We start from the raw sequence: 19,610 nt of genomic DNA on the forward strand, positions 1-19,610 counted from the left end.
CGATGTCCCTGACCCCCGATGCCGTCCAGGCCGAACCTCCGCATACCGGAGCCGCCGCGCCCGGCGTGGGCGCCCACGACCCCGAGGGCGGCGGGAGGGACGCCCACGACCGCGACAAGCTCAGCGCGCTCGGCGGCCTGGCCGCCCTCTCGCTGGACGCGATGGCCTCGGTCGCGTACGGGCCCGAGTCGATCGTCCTGGTGCTGGCCGCCGCCGGCAGCTACGGGCTGGGCTTCACCCTCCCGGTCACCGCGGCCATCGCCCTGCTGCTCGCGGTGCTCACCGCCTCCTACCGGCAGGTGATCGCGGCCTTCCCGGACGGCGGTGGCTCCTACGCGGTGGCCAAGACCCACCTGGGCCGGCGCACGGCGCTGACCGCCGCCGCCTCGCTGGTGATCGACTACATCCTGAACGTCGCGGTCTCGGTCACCGCCGGTGTGGCGGCGCTGACCTCGGCGTTCCCCTCGCTCTACCCGGACCGGGTCTGGCTCTGCCTGGGCGTGCTGGTGCTGGTGACGGCGGTGAACCTGCGCGGCATCGCCGAGTCGGCCCGCTGGTTCATGGTCCCCACCGCCGTCTTCGTGCTCTCGATCATGGCGATCATCGTGATCGGCCTCTTCCGTTCGGCCCCGGCCAGCACCGCGGCGGCCGCCGGGCACGCCTCGACGCTGGCCGCCAACGCGGGTTCGGTCGGCGCGTTGCTGCTGCTCAAGGCCTTCGCCTCCGGCTGCTCCGCGCTGACCGGGGTGGAAGCGGTGGCCAACGCGGTGCCCTCCTTCCGCAGCCCGCGGGTCAAGCGGGCGCAGCACACCGAGCTCGCGCTGGGCGCGGTGCTCGGCGTGATGCTGATCGGGCTGGCCGTGCTGATCGGGCGCTTCCACCTGCAGCCGGTGGAGGGGGTCACGGTGCTGGCCCAACTGGCCGACGCCTCGCTCGGCCACGGATTCGGCTTCTACCTGGTGCAGTTCGCGACCGTGGTCCTGCTGGCGCTGGCCGCCAACACCTCCTTCGGCGGCCTGCCGGTGCTGATGCGGCTGCTGGCCAGGGACAACCACCTGCCGCACGTCTTCGCGCTGCGCGCCGACCACCAGGTGCACCGGCACGGGGTGCTCTTCCTGGCGCTGGTCTCGGCCGGGCTGCTGGTGGCCTCGGGCGGGGACGTGAACAGCCTGGTGCCGCTCTTCTCGATCGGCGTCTTCGTGGGCTTCACCATCTGCCAGGTCGGGATGGTCAAGCACTGGGCCCGCGCCCGGTGCGCCGGCTGGCGCGGCAAGGCGGCGCTGAACGGCTTCGGCGCGCTGCTCACCGGGGTGGCCACCGTGGTGGTCACCGGCACCAAGTTCACCGAGGGCGCCTGGGGCATCGTGGTCGCGCTGCCGCTGCTGGTGCTGTTCTTCGAGCTGGTGCACCGGGCCTACGAGCGGATCGGCGAGCGGCTGGAGCTGGGCCGGATCCCCGGACCGGTCACCGCGCGCCGCTCGCTGGTCGTCGTCCCGGTGCACTCGATCACCCGGCTGACCCGGGAGGCGCTCTCCACCGCGCTGACGCTCGGCGACGAGGTGCTCGCGGTGACCGTGGTGCCCACCGAGCCCGACGCCGAGGACCGGCAGAGCGCCGAGACGCTGCGCCGCGACTGGGAGCTGTGGCAGCCGGGTGTGCCGCTGGTCGAGGTGACGGACGGGCACCGGCGGCTCGGGCGCCCGCTGGTGGCCTTCGTCAACGGCCTGGCCGAGCGGCCGCGGGCCGAGGACGGCGGCTTCGACCGGGTCACCGTGCTGATCGCCGAGGTGGAGCCGGTGCACTTCTGGCAGCGGGCGCTGCAGAACCAGCGCGGGGTGCTGATCGACCGGGCGCTGCGCCGCGGCACCGACGCGGTGGTCTGCCGGCTGCGGCTGCGGATGTAGCGCCGCGCCCGAGGCAGGCGGGTCAGCCACCTGAACGCCTGGTCGCACGGCCACCTGGCCGCCCGGCCGCCCGGACCCCCGGCCGCCCGGCCGCCCGGACCCCCGGCCGCCCGGACCCCCGGCCGCCCGGACCCCCCGAACGCCCGACGGCATCCGTGCCGCCGGGCGTTCGGCGTCCTCGGGAATATCGGGCCGCAGGCCTGGGGTTGTAAGGGTCGTAACGGCGTTTGGCCGTACGAACAGAGCCGAAACGTCACGATTAGCCTATATGTGTGGTAACGGCTCGATATTTTGACGGGCTCTTAACACCCTCTCTTAACGCCCCCGTACGGCCCAGGGCCGGAGCGGGCTCACCCCTCCTGGCCTGCGGAAACGTCGGCTCGAACGGCTGGTCGAAGGCCCCTGGACCCCCGCGAGTCGCCCATTGCCTATACGCGCGGGCCGCATACGCTCGCGCTTGTGTTCAACGTGCCCTCGGCGCTCAAGCGCCTCGTGATCGGTCAGGCCATGCGCAGCGAGGAGCTGGGCGAGACGCTGCTGCCCAAGCGGCTGGCGCTGCCGATCTTCGCTTCGGACCCGCTCTCCTCGGTTGCCTACGCCACCGAGGAGATCCTGCTGGTGCTCACTGTCGGGGGCACCGCGTTCCTCTACCTGACGCCGTGGATCGCGGCGGGCGTCGTCCTGCTGATGGCGGTGGTGGTCCTCTCCTACCGCCAGGTGGTGCACGCCTACCCGGGCGGCGGCGGGTCCTACGAGGTGGTGACGCAGAACCTCGGGGCCAAGTCCGGCCTGGTGGTGGCCGCCTCGCTGATGGTCGACTACGTGATGACCGTGGCGGTCTCGGTGGCGTCCGGCGTGGACAACATCATCTCGGCCTTCCCGGGCCTGGGCGACTACCGGGTCCTGATGGCCTGCCTCTTCGTGGCGCTCCTGGCCGCGATGAACCTGCGCGGGGTCCGCGAGTCCGGCAAGGCCTTCGCGGCGCCGACCTACATGTTCATCTTCGGCATACTGCTGATGATCGCCACCGGCTTCATCAAGATGGCCTTCGGGCACACCCCGGTCGCCTCCAGCGCGCAGTACGCGATCCTGCCGACCGACCACAACGGCAGCCTGGCCGGGATCGCGCTGATCATGCTGGGCCTGAAGGCCTTCGCCTCCGGCTGCACCGCGCTGACCGGTGTCGAGGCGATCTCCAACGGCGTGCCGGCCTTCCGGGCGCCGAAGTCGAGGAACGCCGCCACCACGATGGCGGTGATGGGCCTGACCGCCGTGGTGATGTTCATCGGCATCACCGCGCTGGCGCTGATCACCAAGGTGCACAAGACCACCGACACCTGCCAGCTGGTGGGGTACCCGGGCGACTGCCACACGGCCTCGCAGCCGACGGTCATCGCCCAGCTGGCGTCCTCGATCTTCGGCGGCGACCACAGCATCCTCTTCTACTTCATCCAGGCCTCCACCGCCCTGGTGCTGATCCTGGCCGCCAACACGGCCTTCAACGGGTTCCCGCTGCTCGGCTCGATCCTGGCCCAGCACCGCTACCTGCCACGGCAGTTCCACACCCGCGGCGACCGGCTGGCCTTCTCCAACGGCATCATCGCGCTGGCCGTGGTCAACATCGTGCTGCTGTGGGGCTACAAGGCGGACGTCTCCAACCTGATCCACCTCTACATCCTGGGCGTCTTCACCTCCTTCACGCTCTCGCAGATCGGCATGGTCAAGCACTGGAACCGGGTGCTCGCCACCGAGACCGACGCCAAGGTGCGGTCCGGCGCTCAGCGCTCCCGGGTGATCAACGGCTTCGGCGCCTTCACCACCGGCCTGGTCCTGGTGATCGTCATGGCGACCAAGTTCCTGGAGGGCGCCTGGCTCGCGGTGCTCGCGGCGATCGTGCTGTTCGCGATGATGCGCGGCATCCGCAGGCACTACGACTCGGTCGCCGACGAGCTGTCGGTCGAGGACCCGCACGCCGAGGCGGTGCGCCCGTCCAAGGTGCACGGGATCGTGCTGGTCTCCAAGGTGCACAAGCCCACGCTGCGGGCGCTGGGGTACGCCGAGGCGTTCCGTCCCGACACCCTGGAGGCGGTCAGCGTCGCGGTGGAGAAGGAGGCCACCGAGGAGCTCAAGGAGCAGTGGACCGACTTCGACATCCGGGTGCCGCTGAAGGTGCTGGACTCGCCCTACCGCGAGATCACCAAGCCGGTGGTGGCCTACGTCCGCTCGGTGCGCCGCACCAGCCCGCGGGACGCCGTCGCGGTCTTCATCCCCGAGTACGTGGTGGGCCACTGGTGGGAGCACTTCCTGCACAACCAGTCGGCGCTCTGGCTGAAGAGCCGGCTGCTCTTCACCCCCGGCGTGATGGTGATCAGCGTGCCGTGGCAGCTCGCCTCGGCGCCGCGCGCCGACCACCCGGCCCGCCGGGCGCCCGGCTCGGTGCGCCGCGGCGAGCCGACCGGCGGCGGCAAGCAGGGCAGCAAGATCGAGGCGCCGGAGAACGTCTGACCTGACGGCTGGTCAGCAGCGCTGAGCGGGCCCCGGGCGGATCACCATCCGCCCGGGGCCCGCGTGTTGTGCCTGCGTGCCGGCCCGCCCGCCCGCGTGCCTGCGTGCGCGCCTGCCTGCCGCCGGGCGCCGTTGCCGCGCTGTTATCGCGCCGTGACCGGCTCTCGACGCGCCGTATGGAGGCCGTCAACAAGCCCAGTCCACCCGTATGGAGCACGTCAAGAGCGGCGGATCCGACTCGAACACACGATTTGCTACTGGAGCCGGTCTGCCACCGGTGTCGTGCGGAGCCCATTGGCCGCCCACGGCCAGGTTCCTTGAAGCAACTGGTGGAGCTCATGCTCGATCTCGTCTTCGTCGGCCTCACGGTAGTCGTGTTCGCCGTCCTCGCTCTGATCGCCCGGGGGGTGGAGAAGCTGTGAGCGTCGAGAACATCGCAGGTCTGATCGTCGCTGTCCTCCTCGTCGGCTACCTCGTGGTGGCGCTGATCTACCCGGAGAAGTTCTGACATGAGTTCCACTCTCGCGGGATGGCTGCAGGCCCTCGCCCTGGTGGGCGCGCTGGCTCTCTGCTACCGGCCGCTGGGCGACTACATCGCCAAGCTGCTCACCACCGCCAAGCACCTCAAGGCCGAGCGCGGCCTGTACAAGCTGATCGGGGTCGACGGTGACGCCGACCAGCGCTGGTCCTCGTACCTGCGCTCGGTGCTCGCCTTCTCTTTCGTCTCGGTCCTCTTCCTGTACCTGCTGCAGCGGATCCAGAACCACCTGATGCTCAGCCTCGGCTTCAAGGCCGTCAACGCGCACGGTGCCTGGAACACCGCGATCTCCTTCGTGACCAACACGAACTGGCAGGACTACGCCGGTGAGGCGACCCTGGGCCACGTGGTCCAGATGACCGGCCTGGCGGTGCAGAACTTCGTCTCCGCCGCCGTCGGCATCGCGGTGGTCGCCACCCTGATCCGTGGCTTCACCCGCAGCAGGACGGACCGGGTCGGCAACTTCTGGGTGGACCTCACCCGGGTCTGCCTGCGCCTGCTGCTGCCGCTCTCCATCGTCTTCGCCGTGGTCCTGGTGGCCAACGGCGTGATCCAGAACTTCCACGGCTTCCACGACCTCACCACCATCACCGGCGACACCCAGTCGATCCCCGGCGGTCCGGTGGCCTCGCAGGAGGTCATCAAGGAGCTGGGCACCAACGGCGGCGGGTTCTTCAACGCCAACTCGGCCCACCCGTTCGAGAACTCGACCGGCTTCACCAACTGGCTGGAGATCTTCCTGCTGCTGGTGATCTCCTTCTCGCTGCCGCGCACCTTCGGCAAGATGGTCGGCGACAACCGCCAGGGCTACGCGATCGTCTCGGTCATGGGCCTGTTCTGGGTGGCCTCGGCCAGCCTGATGACCTTCTTCGAGACCCACCCGGCGGGTGCGGCGCTCAAGGCGGCCGGCGGGGCGATGGAGGGCAAGGAGGTCCGGTTCGGCCTCTGGGGCACCAGCCTCTTCGCCACCTCCACCACGCTGACCTCCACCGGCGCGGTCGACGGCATGCACGACTCGCTCACCCCGGGCGGCGGCGGTGTGGCGCTCTTCGACATGATGCTCGGCGAGATCGCGCCCGGCGGCACCGGCTCCGGCCTCTACGGCATGCTGATCCTGGCCATCGTGGCGGTCTTCGTCGCCGGTCTGATGGTCGGCCGCACCCCCGAGTACCTGGGCAAGAAGCTCGGTGGGCGGGAGATGAAGTTCGCCTCCATGTACATCCTGGCCACCCCGGTCATCGTCCTGATCGGCACCGGTCTCGCGATGGCGCTGGGCGGCGAGCGGGCGAACATGGAGAACTCCGGTCCGCACGGCTTCTCCGAAGTGCTCTACGCCTTCACCTCCGCGGCGAACAACAACGGGTCGGCCTTCGGCGGCCTGACGGTGACCTCGCCCTGGTGGGACACCGCGCTGGGCCTGGCGATGGTGTTCGGCCGGTTCCTGCCGATCATCTTCGTGCTGGCGTTGGCGGGCTCGCTCGCCCAGCAACAGCCGGTCCCCGCCACCAAGGGCACCCTGCCCACTCACAAGCCGCTCTTCGTGGGCCTGCTGTCGGGCGTCGTCCTGATCGTGGTTGGCCTCACCTACTTCCCGGCCCTGGCTCTCGGGCCGATCGCGGAAGGTCTGCACTGATGTCGTCCACCCTTTCCCCCGCCCCCGCCGACCAGGCGCAGGGCCAGCAGCCGCACCGCGTCTCGTCCGGCCTGCTCGACCCCAAGCTGATCGTGGCCGCGCTGCCGGACGCGGTGAAGAAGCTCGATCCGCGCGTCATGATCAAGAACCCGGTCATGTTCGTGGTCGAGGTCGGCTCGGTGGTCACCACCGTCGACGCGATCGCCAAGCCCTCGGTCTTCGCCTGGGCGATCACCGTCTGGCTCTGGCTCACGGTGGTCTTCGCCAACCTGGCCGAGGCCGTCGCCGAGGGCCGCGGCAAGGCGCAGGCCGACACGCTGCGCCGCACCAAGACCGAGACCATGGCCCGGCGACTGGTCGATTGGCCCGCCTCGCAGGCCGAGGAGGAGGTGGCCGGCACCGAGCTGCGGCTCGGTGACCACGTGGTCATCGAGGCCGGCCAGATCATCCCGGGCGACGGCGACGTCGTCGAGGGTGTGGCCAGCGTCGACGAGTCGGCGATCACCGGCGAGTCCGCGCCGGTGATCCGCGAGTCCGGTGGTGACCGCTCCGCGGTCACCGGTGGCACCAAGGTGCTCTCCGACCGGATCGTGGTCAAGATCGCCTCCGAGCCCGGCAAGTCCTTCATCGACCGGATGATCGCCCTGGTCGAGGGCGCCTCGCGGCAGAAGACGCCGAACGAGATCGCGCTGAACATCCTGCTGGCCTCGCTGACCATCGTCTTCCTGGTCACCGTCGCCGCGCTGCAGCCGATGGCGGCCTTCGCCGGCGCCCCGCAGACCCTGATCGTGCTGGTCTCGCTGGTCGTCGCGCTGATCCCGACCACGATCGGCGCGCTGCTCTCCGCGATCGGCATCGCCGGTATGGACCGCCTGGTGCAGCGCAACGTGCTGGCCATGTCGGGACGCGCCGTCGAGGCCGCCGGTGACGTCAACACCCTGCTGCTGGACAAGACCGGCACCATCACCCTGGGCAACCGCCAGGCCGCCGAGTTCCTGCCCGCCCAGGGCGTGGAGACCGAGGAGCTGGCGAACGCCGCCCAGCTCTCCTCGCTGGCCGACGAGACCCCCGAGGGGCGCTCGATCGTGGTGCTGGCCAAGACCGAGTACGGTCTGCGGGCCCGCGCCCAGGGCGAGTTGACGCACGCCACCTGGGTCCCGTTCACCGCCCAGACCCGGATGTCGGGGGTGGACCTGGACGAGGCGGAAGGTGTCCACGCGGTGCGCAAGGGCGCGGCCGGCTCGGTCACCCGCTGGGTCACCGAGAACGGCGGCACGGTCGGCGCCGACGTCGCCGAGCTGGTCGACGGCATCTCGGCCGCCGGTGGCACTCCGCTGCTGGTGGCGAGCAGGGTCGGCGCCGAGCCCGCCCGCGCCCTCGGGGTGATCTACCTCAAGGACGTGGTCAAGGAGGGCATGCGCGAGCGCTTCGACGAGCTGCGCCGGATGGGCATCAAGACCATCATGATCACGGGCGACAACCCGCTGACCGCCAAGGCGATCGCGGACGAGGCCGGCGTGGACGACTTCCTCGCCGAGGCCACCCCCGAGGACAAGATGGCCCTGATCAAGAAGGAGCAGGAGGGTGGCAAGCTGGTCGCGATGACCGGTGACGGCACCAACGACGCTCCGGCACTGGCCCAGGCCGACGTGGGTGTGGCGATGAACACGGGCACCATGGCGGCCAAGGAGGCCGGCAACATGGTGGACCTGGACTCCAACCCCACCAAGCTGATCGAGATCGTCGAGATCGGCAAGCAGCTCCTGATCACCCGCGGCGCGCTGACCACCTTCTCGATCGCCAACGACGTCGCGAAGTACTTCGCGATCATCCCGGCGATGTTCGCCAGCGTGTACCCGGGCCTGGGCCACCTCAACATCATGGCCCTGCACAGCCCGAAGTCCGCGATCACCTCGGCGATCATCTTCAACGCCCTGGTCATCATCGGCCTCATCCCGCTCGCCCTGCGCGGCGTGAAGTACCGGCCCTCCGACGCCAGTTCGCTGCTGCGCCGGAACATCGGGATCTACGGCTTCGGCGGGCTGATCGTCCCCTTCATCGGGATCAAGGCGATCGACCTGATCGTCCAGTTCATCCCCGGCCTGCGCTGAGAAACGACAGGAATCCCTCTCATGTCCAAGCCACTGCCCACCTCCGTGCGCACCCACCTCTCCGCCCTGCGGATGCTGCTGGTGATGACGGTGATCCTCGGGATCGCCTACCCCCTGCTGGTCACCGGGATCAGCCAGGTCGCCTTCAGCCAGAAGGCGAACGGCTCGATCGTGAAGTCCGCCGACGGCAAGGAGATCGGCTCCAGCCTGCTGGGGCAGAACTACAACCTGCCGAAGAAGAACCCGAACGACCCCAACGAGCAGGCGCAGCCGGACCCGAAGTTCTTCCAGCCCCGCCCCTCCGCGGCGAGCTACAACCCGCAGGGTTCGGCGGGCACCAACCTGGGCCCGAACAGCGACGCCCTGCTGAAGTCGGTCAACGACGCCCGGGCCTCGATCGCCGCCTTCGACGGCGTCGACCCGGCCACCGTGCCGGCCGACGCGGTCACCTCCTCGGGCTCCGGCCTGGACCCGCACATCTCGGTCGCCTACGCCGACGAGCAGGTCGAGCGGGTGGCCAAGGCCCGCGGGGTGTCGGCGGACGCGGTCAAGGCGCTGGTCGCCAAGTACACCGAGGGGCGCTCGCTCGGCTTCCTCGGTGACCCCGGCGTCAATGTCGTACTGCTCAACAACGCAGTGAACGAGCTGAAGTGACGAATAGTCAGATCGAGTAACCGGACCGGCTCGTGCGGGGGAACGCCCCGCACGGGCCGGTCCGGCCTGTCTCCGCCCACAGACTGCCCACCCTTCGCGAAGAGAGAAGAAGCCCTCCATGGCTCGCGATCTCGCCTCCGCTGCCCCGCCCCGGCGCGGCCGGCTGCGGGTGTACCTCGGCTCGGCCCCCGGCGTCGGCAAGACCTACCGGATGCTGGACGAGGCCCGGCGCAGACAGGAGCGCGGAGCCGAGGTCGTGGTGGGCTACATCGAGTGCCACGGCCGCAGGCACACCGAGACGATGCTGCAAGGGCTGGACGTGGCCCCCCGGCTGCACCGCAGCTACCGGGGCGCCGAGTTCACCGAGATGGACGTCGACGCGCTGCTGGCCCGCCGCCCGGCCGTGGTCCTGGTGGACGAGCTGGCGCACACCAACATCCCCGGCGGCCGGAACGCCAAGCGCTGGCAGGACGTGGAGGAGCTGTTGGCGGCCGGCCTGGACGTGATCACCACGGTCAACGTCCAGCACCTGGAGAGCCTCAACGACGTCGTCCAGAAGATCACCGGCACGCCCCAGCGGGAGACCGTCCCGGACGAGGTGGTGCGCCGGGCCGACCAGATCGAACTCGTCGACATGGCCCCGCAGGCGCTGCGCCGCCGGATGGCCCATGGCAACGTCTACAAGGCCGAGAAGGTGGACGCCGCGCTCTCCAACTACTTCCGGGTCGGCAACCTGACGGCCCTTCGGGAACTGGCCCTGCTCTGGGTGGCGGGCCGGGTCGACGAAGGGCTGCGCGACTACCGCGCCGAGCACAACATCGACCGGGTCTGGGAGACCCGCGAGCGGGTCGTGGTCGCGCTCACCGGCGGGCCGGAGGGCGAGACGCTGATCCGCCGCGCCGCCCGGATAGCGGACCGCACCAACGCCGGCCAGGTGCTGGCCGTGCACGTCACCCGCAGCGACGGCCTGGCCGGGGCCTCGCCCGGCGCGCTGGCCGATCAGCGCCGCCTGGTCGAGGCGCTCGGCGGCAGCTACCACGTGGTGGTCGGCGACGACATCCCCACCGCGCTGCTCGGCTTCGCCCGCGCCAACGACGCCACCCAGCTGGTGCTCGGCACCAGCCGGCGCGGCCGGATCAACCGGTTCCTGACCGGTCCGGGCATCGGCGAGACCACCGTCGACGCCTCCGAGGACATCGACGTCCACATGGTCACCCACGCGTTCACCGGGCGCGGCCGGCTGCCCAAGCTGGGTCGGCGGCACTCCCGGCGGCGCACGGTGGCCGGCTTCACCTCCGGCCTGCTGCTGCCCTTCGCGCTCACCGGGGCGCTCTCCCAGCTGCACCACCCGCTCAACCTGACCACCGACGCGCTGCTCTTCCAGCTCGGCGTGGTGGCGGTCGCGCTGCTCGGCGGCGCGGTCTCCGCGCTGGTGGCCTCGCTGGCCGCCTCGCTGCTGCTCAACTACTACTTCATCCCGCCGGTGCACACCTTCACCATCGGCGAGCCCAACAACGTGATCGCGCTGCTGGTCTTCGCGGTGGTCGCGCTCACCGTCTCCACGGTGGTCGACCGGGCCACCCGGCTGACCGGGCGGGCCGCGCGGGCCACCGCCGAGGCCGAGACGCTCTCCGCGCTGGCCGGCACCGTGCTGCGCAGCCAGGACGCCGGCCAGGGCGGCGGCTCGGCGATCCCGACCCTGCTGGCGCACTCCCGCAACACCTTCGGCCTGGACTCGGTGGCACTGCTCTCCCGGGAGAGCGGCGAGGTGATCGCCCGCAGCGACTCCGCCGGGGACGGCGCCGCCGACCGGGAGAGCACCGAGGTCCCGGTCGGCTCCGACGCCCTGCTGATCCTCACCGGCCGCCGGCTGCCCGCCGACCAGCAGCGGCTGCTCGGCGCCTTCGCCGCCCACGTCGCCGCCGCGCTGGAGCGCGACCGGCTGGCGGCGGTGGCCGCCGAGGTCGAGCCGATCAAGGCCGCCGACAAGATGCGCACCGCGCTGCTCGCCGCGGTCAGCCACGACCTGCGCACCCCGCTGGCCGCCGCGCTCGCCTCGGTCGGCTCGCTGCGCAGCCCCGACGTCGAGTTCTCGCCCGAGGACCAGGCCGAACTGCTGGCCACCGCCGACGAGTCGCTGATCCGGCTGAACCGCCTGGTCGACAACCTGCTCGACATGAGCCGCCTGCAGGCCGGCGCGCTCACCCTGCACCTGGGCCCGGTGCACATCGACGAGGTGCTGCCCCGGGCGCTGGACTCGCTCTCCGATCCGGACGCCCCGGTGCAGCCGCTCGACCTGGAGCTGGTGCCCGCCGTGCTGGCCGACGCCCCGCTGCTGGAGCGGGTGCTGGCCAACGTGATCACCAACGCGCTGCGCCACAACGCCCCCGGCGCGCCGGTGCTGGTCAGCGCCAGCGCGCACCGGGAGCAGGTGCAGATCCGGATCGCCGACCGCGGCCCCGGCATCCCGACCGCCGACCGCGACCGGGTCTTCCTGCCCTTCCAGCGGCTGGGCGACACCGACAACACCACCGGGGTGGGCCTGGGCCTGGCGCTCTCCCGCGGCCTGGCCGAGGCGATGGGCGGCACCCTGGAGGTCGAGGACACCCCGGGCGGCGGCACCACCATGCTGCTCACCCTGCCGATGGCGACCGAGGAGGACGAGGCGCCGTGAGCAACATCCTGATCGTCGACGACGAGCCGCAGCTGCTGCGCGCGCTGCGGATCAACCTGCGGGCCCGGGCCTACCAGGTGGCCAGCGCCGCCACCGCCGCCGCCGCGCTGGAGGCCGCCGAGCGGGAGCGGCCGGACGCGGTGCTGCTCGACCTCGGACTGCCGGACCTGGACGGGGTCGAGGTGATCCACCGGCTGCGCGGGCGCGGCCCGGTGCCGATCATCGTGCTCTCCGGGCGCAGTGGCGCGGACGACAAGATCCAGGCGCTGGACGCCGGCGCCGACGACTACGTCACCAAGCCCTTCCTGATGGACGAGCTCTTCGCCCGGCTGCGCGCCGTGCTGCGCCGCCCGGTGGCCACCAGCGCCATCACCGCCGCCGTGCTCGGGGACTGGGCGATCGACCTGACGGCCGGCACGGTGCTGCGCACCGACGGCGCGGGGCCGCCGCTGCGGCTGACCCCGACCGAGTGGAAGATCCTCACCATGCTGCTGGCCAACCCGGGCAGGCTGCTGCCGGGGCGTCAGATCCTGCGCGCCGTCTGGGGACCCGGCCACGAGGAGCGCGGCAACTACCTGCGGGTCTACTTCGCGGGCCTGCGCCGCAAGCTGGAGCGCGACCCGGCCAGGCCCCGGCACCTGATCACCGAGCCGGGGATCGGGTACCGCTACGAGCCGTAGCGGCGGGTGCGCGCGGGTGGTCCGGCCGGGCGGCCGGGGGGTGGGGCGGGGGTGGGGTCGGGTCGGGGTCAGGTCGGGGTCAGGTCGGGGTCGGGGGTGGGGTCGGGGGTGGGGTCGGGGATGGGGCGCTAATGATCCGTCAAGACCGGAGCCCCGAGGGCCAAAGGCGCCTCGGATCGGCGCAGAATCGTCACGCCATGGGGCCGGCGTCAGCTGCGAGGAAGCGCTTCCGCTCCGCTCCACGGGGGAGCCCGGCGCACCGCCGGGACAGGAGTCGGAGCGGGCCGGGCACCCCGGCGCGCCCGGCTGACGGGGAGGGGACGCACGGCCATGGCAACGGGAGTGAGACCGCCGGTCGCACCGGGGAAGGGCTCGTCCGAACGGACCGGCCCGGCAGCCGCCGATCCCCCCGGGCCGCGCACGCACCGTGCCGCGGCCTCCTCGGGCACCGCGGCGCCGACCGCGCGCACCTCACCCGCCCGGTCGGCACCGACCGGTCTCGCCCGGTTGCTCACCCGGGCCTACTGGACCACCCCGCGCCGGGTCCGCGCGCTGACGGCGGCCGCGCTGGCCGCCGTCCTGCTCTTCGCCGGGGTGGCCTGGACGGTGCTCAGCGGCGCCCGGGCGAGCGTGGACGTGATCGGCCACCGCGCCGCGCCGCAGGCCGAGCGGGCCTCCGACCTCTACTTCGCGCTCGGCGACCTGGACGCCCAGGCCGCGAACCTGCTGCTGGTCGGCGCCGACGAGGCCGACTACGCCAAGCGCTCGGTCGTCCACGACGCCTACGACCAGCGCCGCGCCCAGGCCGACGGCGACCTGGAGGCGGCCACCGAGGCGCTCGCCGGGGACGGCGCCGGGCGCAAGGCGGTCCAGGACGAGCTGGACGCGCTCGGCCGGTACGAGGCCCTGGTGGCCCGCTCCGACCTGCAGGAGTCCACCGCCAAGGCGCTGCCGGGCAAGCCGCCCGCCGACGCGCTGGCCTCCTACCAGCAGGCCACCGACCTGCTGCGCAGTCAGCTGCTGCCGGACGCCGACCAGGTGGCCGACGCCAACGCCGCCAAGGTGGCCGCCGCCTACGGCGCGCAGCGCTCCGACCTCGGCTCCGGCTGGTGGTGGCTGCTGCTCACCGGCCTGCTGGCGCTGGGCGCGCTGGCCGCGCTGCAGCGCACCCTGGCGGTCCGCTACCGCAGGACGATCAGCCCGCCGCTGGTCGCGGCCGCGCTGCTGGCGGTGATCGGCCTGGGGTACGGGCTCTCGCTGGCCTCCGACACCCGGGACCGGCTGCACACCGCCACCGTCGATGCCTATGACTCGGTGCTGGCGCTGAGCCGGGCCAAGGCGGTGGCCTACGACAGCAACGCCGACGAGAGCCGCTGGCTGAGCGACCCGAGCCGGGCCGACAGCTACCAGCAGGCCTTCCTCGACAAGAGCCGGCAGGTCGTCAAGCTGGACGGCAGCACGCTCGCGAGCTACGACGCCGCCCTCGACACGGCGATCGCCGACCACCAGGCCTCGGCGGCCAAGGTGGACTTCGGCGGCTACCTGGGCGACGAGGAGCGCAACATCACCTTCCCCGGCGAGCAGCAGGCCGCCGACCAGGTGCTGGCCGACTTCCGGACCTACCAGCAGGACGACCGGACCATCCGCACGCTCGCCCAGCAGGGCAGGCTCGGCGACGCCATCGCCTTCGACACCGGCACGGCGGCCGGCCAGTCGGACGGTGACTTCAGCAAGCTGAGCGACGCCTTCGACCGGGTGGTGGCGATCAACCAGCAGGCCTTCGACTCCTCGATCGCGGACAGCGACGCCGCCCTGGGCACCGGCGCGGTCGTGGCCTGCGGCCTGCTGCTGGCGGGCGCGTTGGCGCTGACGCTGCTGGCGGTCCGCCCGCGGCTGCGCGAGTACCGCTGACGGCGGCGCGGGCGGCGGCCCGGGCCCGGGGCCGCGTCAGTGGTGGCCGCTCTGCCGGGGCAGGGCGAGTGCCACGGTGTCGGCGAACTCCCGTACCGCGCTGGTGCGGGAGACCACCCGTCCGGCGTGCACCACCAGGCGGCTGTGGCCGCCGGAGAGCGCGCCCGTCAGGCTGTCGCCGCGCACCGCGAGCAGCTCGGCCGGGAAGCCGGCGTCCACCCGCACCGGTGCCAGCCCCAGCAGCAGCCTGGCCTGCCCGCTGACCGCCTCGTAGGCGGCGGTCGCGCCCAGCATGCCGCCGGCCGCCAGCAGGTAGGCGGCCTCCAGCGGGTCGGCCCGGCCGACCGGGTTGGCCGCGTCCCGCAGCGCTCCGCTGCCGGCCGCGAGCGGAATCTGATGGATGGTCAGTTCGCGTACCGCCGCGGGGCCCAGGCCGGTCGGCGGCCCGTCGGTCGCGCAGCAGGAGCCGTTCTGCGGCAGGCAGCACACCCGCAGCCCGGCGGCTCGCAGCACCGCGCCGCCGCCCTCCGGCAGCCGGTCGCACGGGCCCACCGCGACCCGCGGGCGCAGCGGCGCCAGCAGCGTGCCGAGCCGGGCCAGGCGGGCCGGGTCGGCACCGCGCAGGTGGAGGTCGACGGGGCAGTCGAACTCCGTCGCCGCTGCCACCACGGCCCGCACGTAGCCGTCCGGGTCGGGGTCCAGTTCGGGGCAGCCGCCCACCACGTCCGCGCCCATCCGCAGCGCCTCGCGCAGCGCGGCCCGGCCGTCCGCCCCGGCCGTCCCGGTGAGCAGCCGGGGCACCGCCACCGCCTGCAGCTCGGCCAGCCCGCGCAGCGCCTGACGGGCGGTGAGCACCGCCTCCAGCCGGCGCAGCCCGTGCGCGTCGCCGATCCGCACGTGGGTGCGCTGGGCGGTGGCGCCGTAGCCGAGCGAGGTGAGCGCGGCCTCGGTGACCCGGCGGACCAGCTCGCCCGTGTTCTCCGGCGCCGGGCCGGCGGGCCCGGCGGCCGGGCCCGGCGCGGCGGCGGTGAAGGCGGTGTCGTGGTGGGCGTGCGGTTCGACGGGAGCGGGCAGCAGCAGGTATCCGGTCAGGTCGATCCGGGCGCCCGCCGTCACGGCCGGCTCGGAGCCGATCGCCGCGCCCGAGGGCAGTGCCGACTGCGGCAGCGGGCCCAGGCTGCCGGCGGTGCCGACGGCCTGGATCCGGTCGCCGCTGATCCGCACGTCGACCACTCGGCCGTCGGCCAGCCGGGCACCGCTCAGCAGCAGCACCGGGCCGTGCCCGAGCGGATTGCCGCCGCCGCCACCGGAGACCGCGCCCCCCGAGGGGCCGGAGCCGGGCGGGCCTGGGTGCGGACCGTCGGGGGGCGCGCTCTCCGGGCTCATCGGTCGGCTCCTCCTGGTCCGGAAGATCATTGGCGGTCGAGCCTATGGTCAGGGCGGGCGCCGAGCGGGGAGGCTCGCGGCGCGGGCCGCAGGTGTCGGACCGGGGCCGCGGTCGAACGCCAGACCCCGGGTCGCCAGCCCGTGCGGGCCGCCGACCTGCGATCTTGTGCCCCGGATACGGATTTCGCCTCTGGCCCCGAACCGTGTAATCTCTTCCTCGTTCAACCGGTTCGCCCCTATAGCTCAGTCGGTAGAGCGTCTCCATGGTAAGGAGAAGGTCTGCGGTTCGATTCCGCATGGGGGCTCTGGTGAACGGGACTCCGCTCGTCGGATCCTGATCACCAAAGCGGTGTAGCTCAGTTGGTAGAGCAAGCGGCTCATAATCGCTGTGTCACCGGTTCAAGTCCGGTCACCGCTACCCCGCGTAGTCGGTCGGGAGATCGCACTCCCGATCGGCTACTCTTGTCGTGTCATCACCCATTGTCCAAGGAAGGCACTCCCGTGGCTGCCACCGATGTCCGCCCGAAGATCACGCTGGCCTGCGTGGAGTGCAAGGAGCGGAACTACATCACCAAGAAGAACCGGCGTAACGACCCGGACCGTCTTGAGATGAAGAAGCACTGCCCCCGCTGCAACTCGCACACCGCGCACCGCGAGACCCGCTGACCCCGTAGGGCGTCGCCGGGCCTGGCTTTCAGGTCGTCGACTTCAGGCCGTACCCCCTCGGGGGTGCGGCCTGAAGTCGTTTCCGCATCCGTTCACTCGAGGAGAGTCCCATGGCGCTCGACGCCTCCTTCATCGGGCGGTCCTACCCGCCCACCGATCCCTATGAGGTGGGCCGGGAGAAGATCCGGGAGTTCGCCGTCGCGGTCGGTGACGCCAACCCGGTCTACACCGACCCGGCGGCGGCCCAGGCGCTCGGGTACCCGGACGTGATCGCGCCGCCGACCTTCCCGTTCGCCCTGAGCTACGCGGCCGCCGCCCAGGTGGTGGCCGACCCGGAGCTCGGGCTGGACTTCGGCCGGGTGGTGCACGGGGACCAGAAGTTCGCCTACACCCGCCCGCTGCGGGCCGGCGACCGGGTGCGGGTGGCCATCACCATCGACAACATCAGGTCGCTGGCGGGCAACGACGTGCTCACCGTCCGGGGCGAGATCGCGGCCGAGGACGGCGAGCACGTGGTGACGTCCATCATGACCCTGGTCGCCCGGGCGGCCGACGAAGCGGCGGGGGAGTAGCACGATGGCTGTCAGCTTCGACGAGGTCGAGGTCGGGACCGAACTGCCCGGCCGCTCATTTCCGGTGACCCGCGCCACACTGGTGCGCTACGCGGGTGCCTCGGGCGACTTCAACCCGATCCACTGGAACGAGAAGTTCGCCCGCGAGGTCGGCCTGCCCGACGTCATCGCGCACGGCATGTTCACCATGGCCGAGGCGGTCCGGGTGGTCACCGACTGGACCGGCGATCCCGGCTCGGTGGTGGAGTACGGCGTGCGGTTCACCAAGCCCGTGGTGGTGCCCAACGACGACGAGGGCGCTGTGATCGAGGTCACCGGCACGGTGGCCAAGCTGCTGGAGGACCGCCGGGTGCGGGTGGACCTGCTGGTCACCAGCGCCGGCCAGAAGGTGCTCGGGATGTCCCGCGCGGTGGTCCAGCTGGCCTGAGCGAGGCTCGGCGGCGCCGTTCCCGGAGGATTCCGGGGGCGGCGCCTTTCGCGTTCCCGGGCGGGGCTCGGGGCTCGGGCGTCAGGCGGGCGGGCATCGGGTTCAACCGGCGGGTTCCCGGCAGGCCGTCCGGCAGGGCGGCCGGCGGATGTTCCGCTACACAGTTGAACGCTGTACTGAATATGCCCCCGGCGTGGTCCGGGGCGGGCCGGGATTCGATGGGGCACGGAACACGGCGCCTGACGTGGCATCGTACTGGTGACAGAGTGTCAGCTTGCTGAGGGTCACCGGCCGCGGTCGGACGAACGGCCCTGCCGGCGCGGCCCGTTGATCGGCAGTTGGTTGCGTGCTCCGTGGCCGCCGCGTACGGTCCTGCACCGGAAGCACGGAGTCCGGGACATCCCGGCCGGTCAGGCCGACCGGGCGGGAGCCGGGCACCGTCTCCTGGCCGGCCGAGCGCGGGCGGCCACCCTGCCCTCCGCATCCCTTCCGGCCGACCGGTCGCCGGGCACCGGCGTGCCCTGGCGCTGACCGTCCGTGTTCGGACGGCCCATCGGATCCTCGTCGCTCCCTGGTCGACCGCGCCCGCTGCCGGGCGGCCGGCACCCGTCGCGCTACGCCGCCGCGGCTGCCCTCCGTTCCTCACCCCGCTTCCCCCGTCAGAACCCACTTCCCCCGTCAGATCACGCCGGCGAAAGAGCGGCCGGTGATCGGGAAAGGACCACCCCGTGTCCGTAGTGTCCGCGGCCCAGGCCCAGCAGTGGCTGGTCGAGAAGATCGCCCACCGCCTCGGCGTGCCGCAGAGCGAGGTCTCCCCCGAGCAGTACTTCGACGAGCTGGACCTGGACTCCACCGAGGCCCTGATCCTGGCCGGTGAGCTGGAGAGCTGGCTCGGCTTCGAGCTGGGCACCACCGCCCTCTGGTACCACCCCACGGTCAAGGACCTGGCCGCCCACATCGCCGAGGAGTCCGCCGCGCGCACCGAGGGACGGCATGCGGCCTCGGCGTGAGGGCGGCGGCCCGGCGGCCGTGCACCGGTTGCGCGAGGCGGCCCCAGGGCACGGCACCGTCCACCTGGTGCACCCCGGGGCGCTGCCCGCCACCGTGCACCGCACGCTGGCGGCGGCGCTGCCCGAGGGCGACGGCCTGACCGTGCTCGACCTGGCCGGCCTGCCGCGGTACTGGGAGGCCGCGCTCACCGGCGGCCGGGCCGAGACCAGCATCGACGAGCTGGCCGACCGGCTGCTGGCCGAGTTGCCGGCCGCGGGCGAGGCACCCCCGTACACGCTGGCCGGCTGGTCCTTCGGCGGCGTGGTGGCCCAGGCCATGGTCGAGCGCCAGGCGGTCGCCGACCGCCCCGCCGCGTTGGTCCTGCTGGACAGCATCGCGCCCGTCGCGGCCTACCAGCAGCCCGACGAAGCGCTCCAACCCTCCCTGCTGTTGGGCTGGTTCGCGATGTACCTGGGTGCCAAGCGGGGCCGCCCGGTGGCGCTGCCGGCCGATCGGCCGGCCGGCTGCGACACCGAGCAGGGCCTGCTGCTGGTGCTGGACGCGGCGGTGGCCTCCGGGGCGCTGCTCCCCGACACTCCGCCGGCCGGACTGCGCAAGCTCTACGACACCTATGTGGACGGCCTGTTGCGCAACAACCGGCTGACCGCGGGCCACCGCCCGCCGCCCTCCTCGATCCCATTGGCGCTGGTCACCGCCGAGCGGAGCCTGCTGCCGGGCGATCGCACGCTCGGCTGGGACCAGCTCGCCGGCGCCGGCCTGACGATCCATCAGGTGCCGGGCGACCATTACACGATGCTCACCCGGCCGGACGCGGCGGCGCTGCTCGCCCGTCTCCTGCGGCCGGCCGGCCACCGCTGAGGCAGGCCGCCCCGCAGTCCCGGCGCCGCCCGCCCCGCTCCCTGCCCTGGGTCGAAACCCCCGGCCCGTCGATCACAAGA

At 72.4% G+C, this 19,610-nt stretch carries 15 protein-coding genes and 2 tRNA genes; 16 read left to right on the forward strand and 1 reads right to left on the reverse strand.

Translation table 11 applies throughout. From position 1 onward, the window contains the following. The first annotated feature begins 2 nt into the window (after positions 1 to 2). The 9 genes from OG455_RS23310 (at position 3) to OG455_RS23350 (ending at position 14,610) form a co-directional block, all read left to right on the forward strand. Complete coding sequence (locus OG455_RS23310) at positions 3 to 1,904, forward strand: APC family permease (protein WP_266296707.1); 1,902 nt, start codon at positions 3 to 5, stop codon at positions 1,902 to 1,904. A 459-nt stretch (positions 1,905 to 2,363) separates the two neighbouring features. Beyond that, positions 2,364 to 4,409 carry an APC family permease gene (locus OG455_RS23315; RefSeq protein ID WP_266296709.1) on the forward strand — a complete coding sequence of 682 codons (2,046 nt, stop codon included), beginning with the start codon at positions 2,364 to 2,366 and terminating at the stop codon, positions 4,407 to 4,409. A 418-nt stretch (positions 4,410 to 4,827) separates the two neighbouring features. Continuing rightward, complete coding sequence (kdpF, locus tag OG455_RS23320) at positions 4,828 to 4,917, forward strand: K(+)-transporting ATPase subunit F (RefSeq protein WP_266296711.1); 90 nt, start codon at positions 4,828 to 4,830, stop codon at positions 4,915 to 4,917. Between the two features lies 1 nt (position 4,918). Then, the gene (gene kdpA / locus OG455_RS23325; RefSeq protein WP_266296713.1) at positions 4,919 to 6,580 is read left to right on the forward strand and encodes a potassium-transporting ATPase subunit KdpA; all 1,662 of its coding nucleotides are present in this window, start codon (positions 4,919 to 4,921) and stop codon (positions 6,578 to 6,580) included. Beyond that, a complete protein-coding gene (gene kdpB / locus OG455_RS23330; RefSeq protein WP_266296715.1) occupies positions 6,580 to 8,691 on the forward strand; it encodes a potassium-transporting ATPase subunit KdpB in 2,112 nt (703 codons plus the stop codon). The genes kdpA and kdpB overlap by 1 nt, the downstream gene beginning before the upstream one ends. 21 nt (positions 8,692 to 8,712) lie before the next feature. Then, positions 8,713 to 9,345, forward strand: a complete 633-nt coding sequence (gene kdpC, locus OG455_RS23335; RefSeq protein ID WP_266296717.1) for a K(+)-transporting ATPase subunit C — start codon at positions 8,713 to 8,715, stop codon at positions 9,343 to 9,345. A 118-nt stretch (positions 9,346 to 9,463) separates the two neighbouring features. Next, the gene (locus tag OG455_RS23340; protein WP_266296719.1) at positions 9,464 to 12,019 is read left to right on the forward strand and encodes a sensor histidine kinase KdpD; all 2,556 of its coding nucleotides are present in this window, start codon (positions 9,464 to 9,466) and stop codon (positions 12,017 to 12,019) included. Continuing rightward, the gene (locus tag OG455_RS23345) at positions 12,016 to 12,699 is read left to right on the forward strand and encodes a response regulator (protein WP_266296721.1); all 684 of its coding nucleotides are present in this window, start codon (positions 12,016 to 12,018) and stop codon (positions 12,697 to 12,699) included. Before OG455_RS23340 ends, OG455_RS23345 begins: the two co-directional genes overlap by 4 nt. Positions 12,700 to 13,029: 330 nt before the next feature. Continuing rightward, on the forward strand, positions 13,030 to 14,610 hold the full coding sequence (locus tag OG455_RS23350; protein ID WP_266296723.1) for a hypothetical protein: 1,581 nt from the start codon (positions 13,030 to 13,032) through the stop codon (positions 14,608 to 14,610). Positions 14,611 to 14,646: 36 nt separating this feature from the next. Here the strand turns inward: OG455_RS23350 and OG455_RS23355 are convergent, their stop codons facing one another. After that, complete coding sequence (locus OG455_RS23355) at positions 14,647 to 15,996, reverse strand: hydrolase (RefSeq protein WP_266296725.1); 1,350 nt, start codon at positions 15,994 to 15,996, stop codon at positions 14,647 to 14,649. Positions 15,997 to 16,228: 232 nt separating this feature from the next. On the opposite strand from OG455_RS23355, the gene OG455_RS23360 reads away from it, so the two are divergent. From OG455_RS23360 to OG455_RS23390, 7 genes are all read left to right on the forward strand, one after another. Continuing rightward, positions 16,229 to 16,301, forward strand: a tRNA-Thr gene (locus tag OG455_RS23360). 40 nt (positions 16,302 to 16,341) lie between these two features. Further along, positions 16,342 to 16,414 (forward strand) — tRNA-Met (locus tag OG455_RS23365). 83 nt (positions 16,415 to 16,497) lie between these two features. Continuing rightward, on the forward strand, positions 16,498 to 16,662 hold the full coding sequence (gene rpmG / locus OG455_RS23370; protein ID WP_006604855.1) for a 50S ribosomal protein L33: 165 nt from the start codon (positions 16,498 to 16,500) through the stop codon (positions 16,660 to 16,662). 110 nt (positions 16,663 to 16,772) lie between these two features. Then, the gene (locus OG455_RS23375; protein ID WP_266296727.1) at positions 16,773 to 17,234 is read left to right on the forward strand and encodes a MaoC family dehydratase N-terminal domain-containing protein; all 462 of its coding nucleotides are present in this window, start codon (positions 16,773 to 16,775) and stop codon (positions 17,232 to 17,234) included. 4 nt (positions 17,235 to 17,238) lie between these two features. Further along, positions 17,239 to 17,661: a MaoC family dehydratase gene (locus tag OG455_RS23380; protein WP_266296729.1), complete on the forward strand. Its 423-nt coding sequence runs from the start codon at positions 17,239 to 17,241 to the stop codon at positions 17,659 to 17,661. A gap of 728 nt (positions 17,662 to 18,389) precedes the next feature. Next, the gene (locus OG455_RS23385) at positions 18,390 to 18,671 is read left to right on the forward strand and encodes an acyl carrier protein (RefSeq protein WP_266296731.1); all 282 of its coding nucleotides are present in this window, start codon (positions 18,390 to 18,392) and stop codon (positions 18,669 to 18,671) included. After that, a complete protein-coding gene (locus tag OG455_RS23390) occupies positions 18,655 to 19,530 on the forward strand; it encodes a thioesterase domain-containing protein (RefSeq protein WP_266296733.1) in 876 nt (291 codons plus the stop codon). The genes OG455_RS23385 and OG455_RS23390 overlap by 17 nt, the downstream gene beginning before the upstream one ends. Positions 19,531 to 19,610: the final 80 nt, after the last annotated feature.

This window comes from Kitasatospora sp. NBC_01287 (assembly GCF_026340565.1).
GTDB lineage: Bacteria > Actinomycetota > Actinomycetes > Streptomycetales > Streptomycetaceae > Kitasatospora.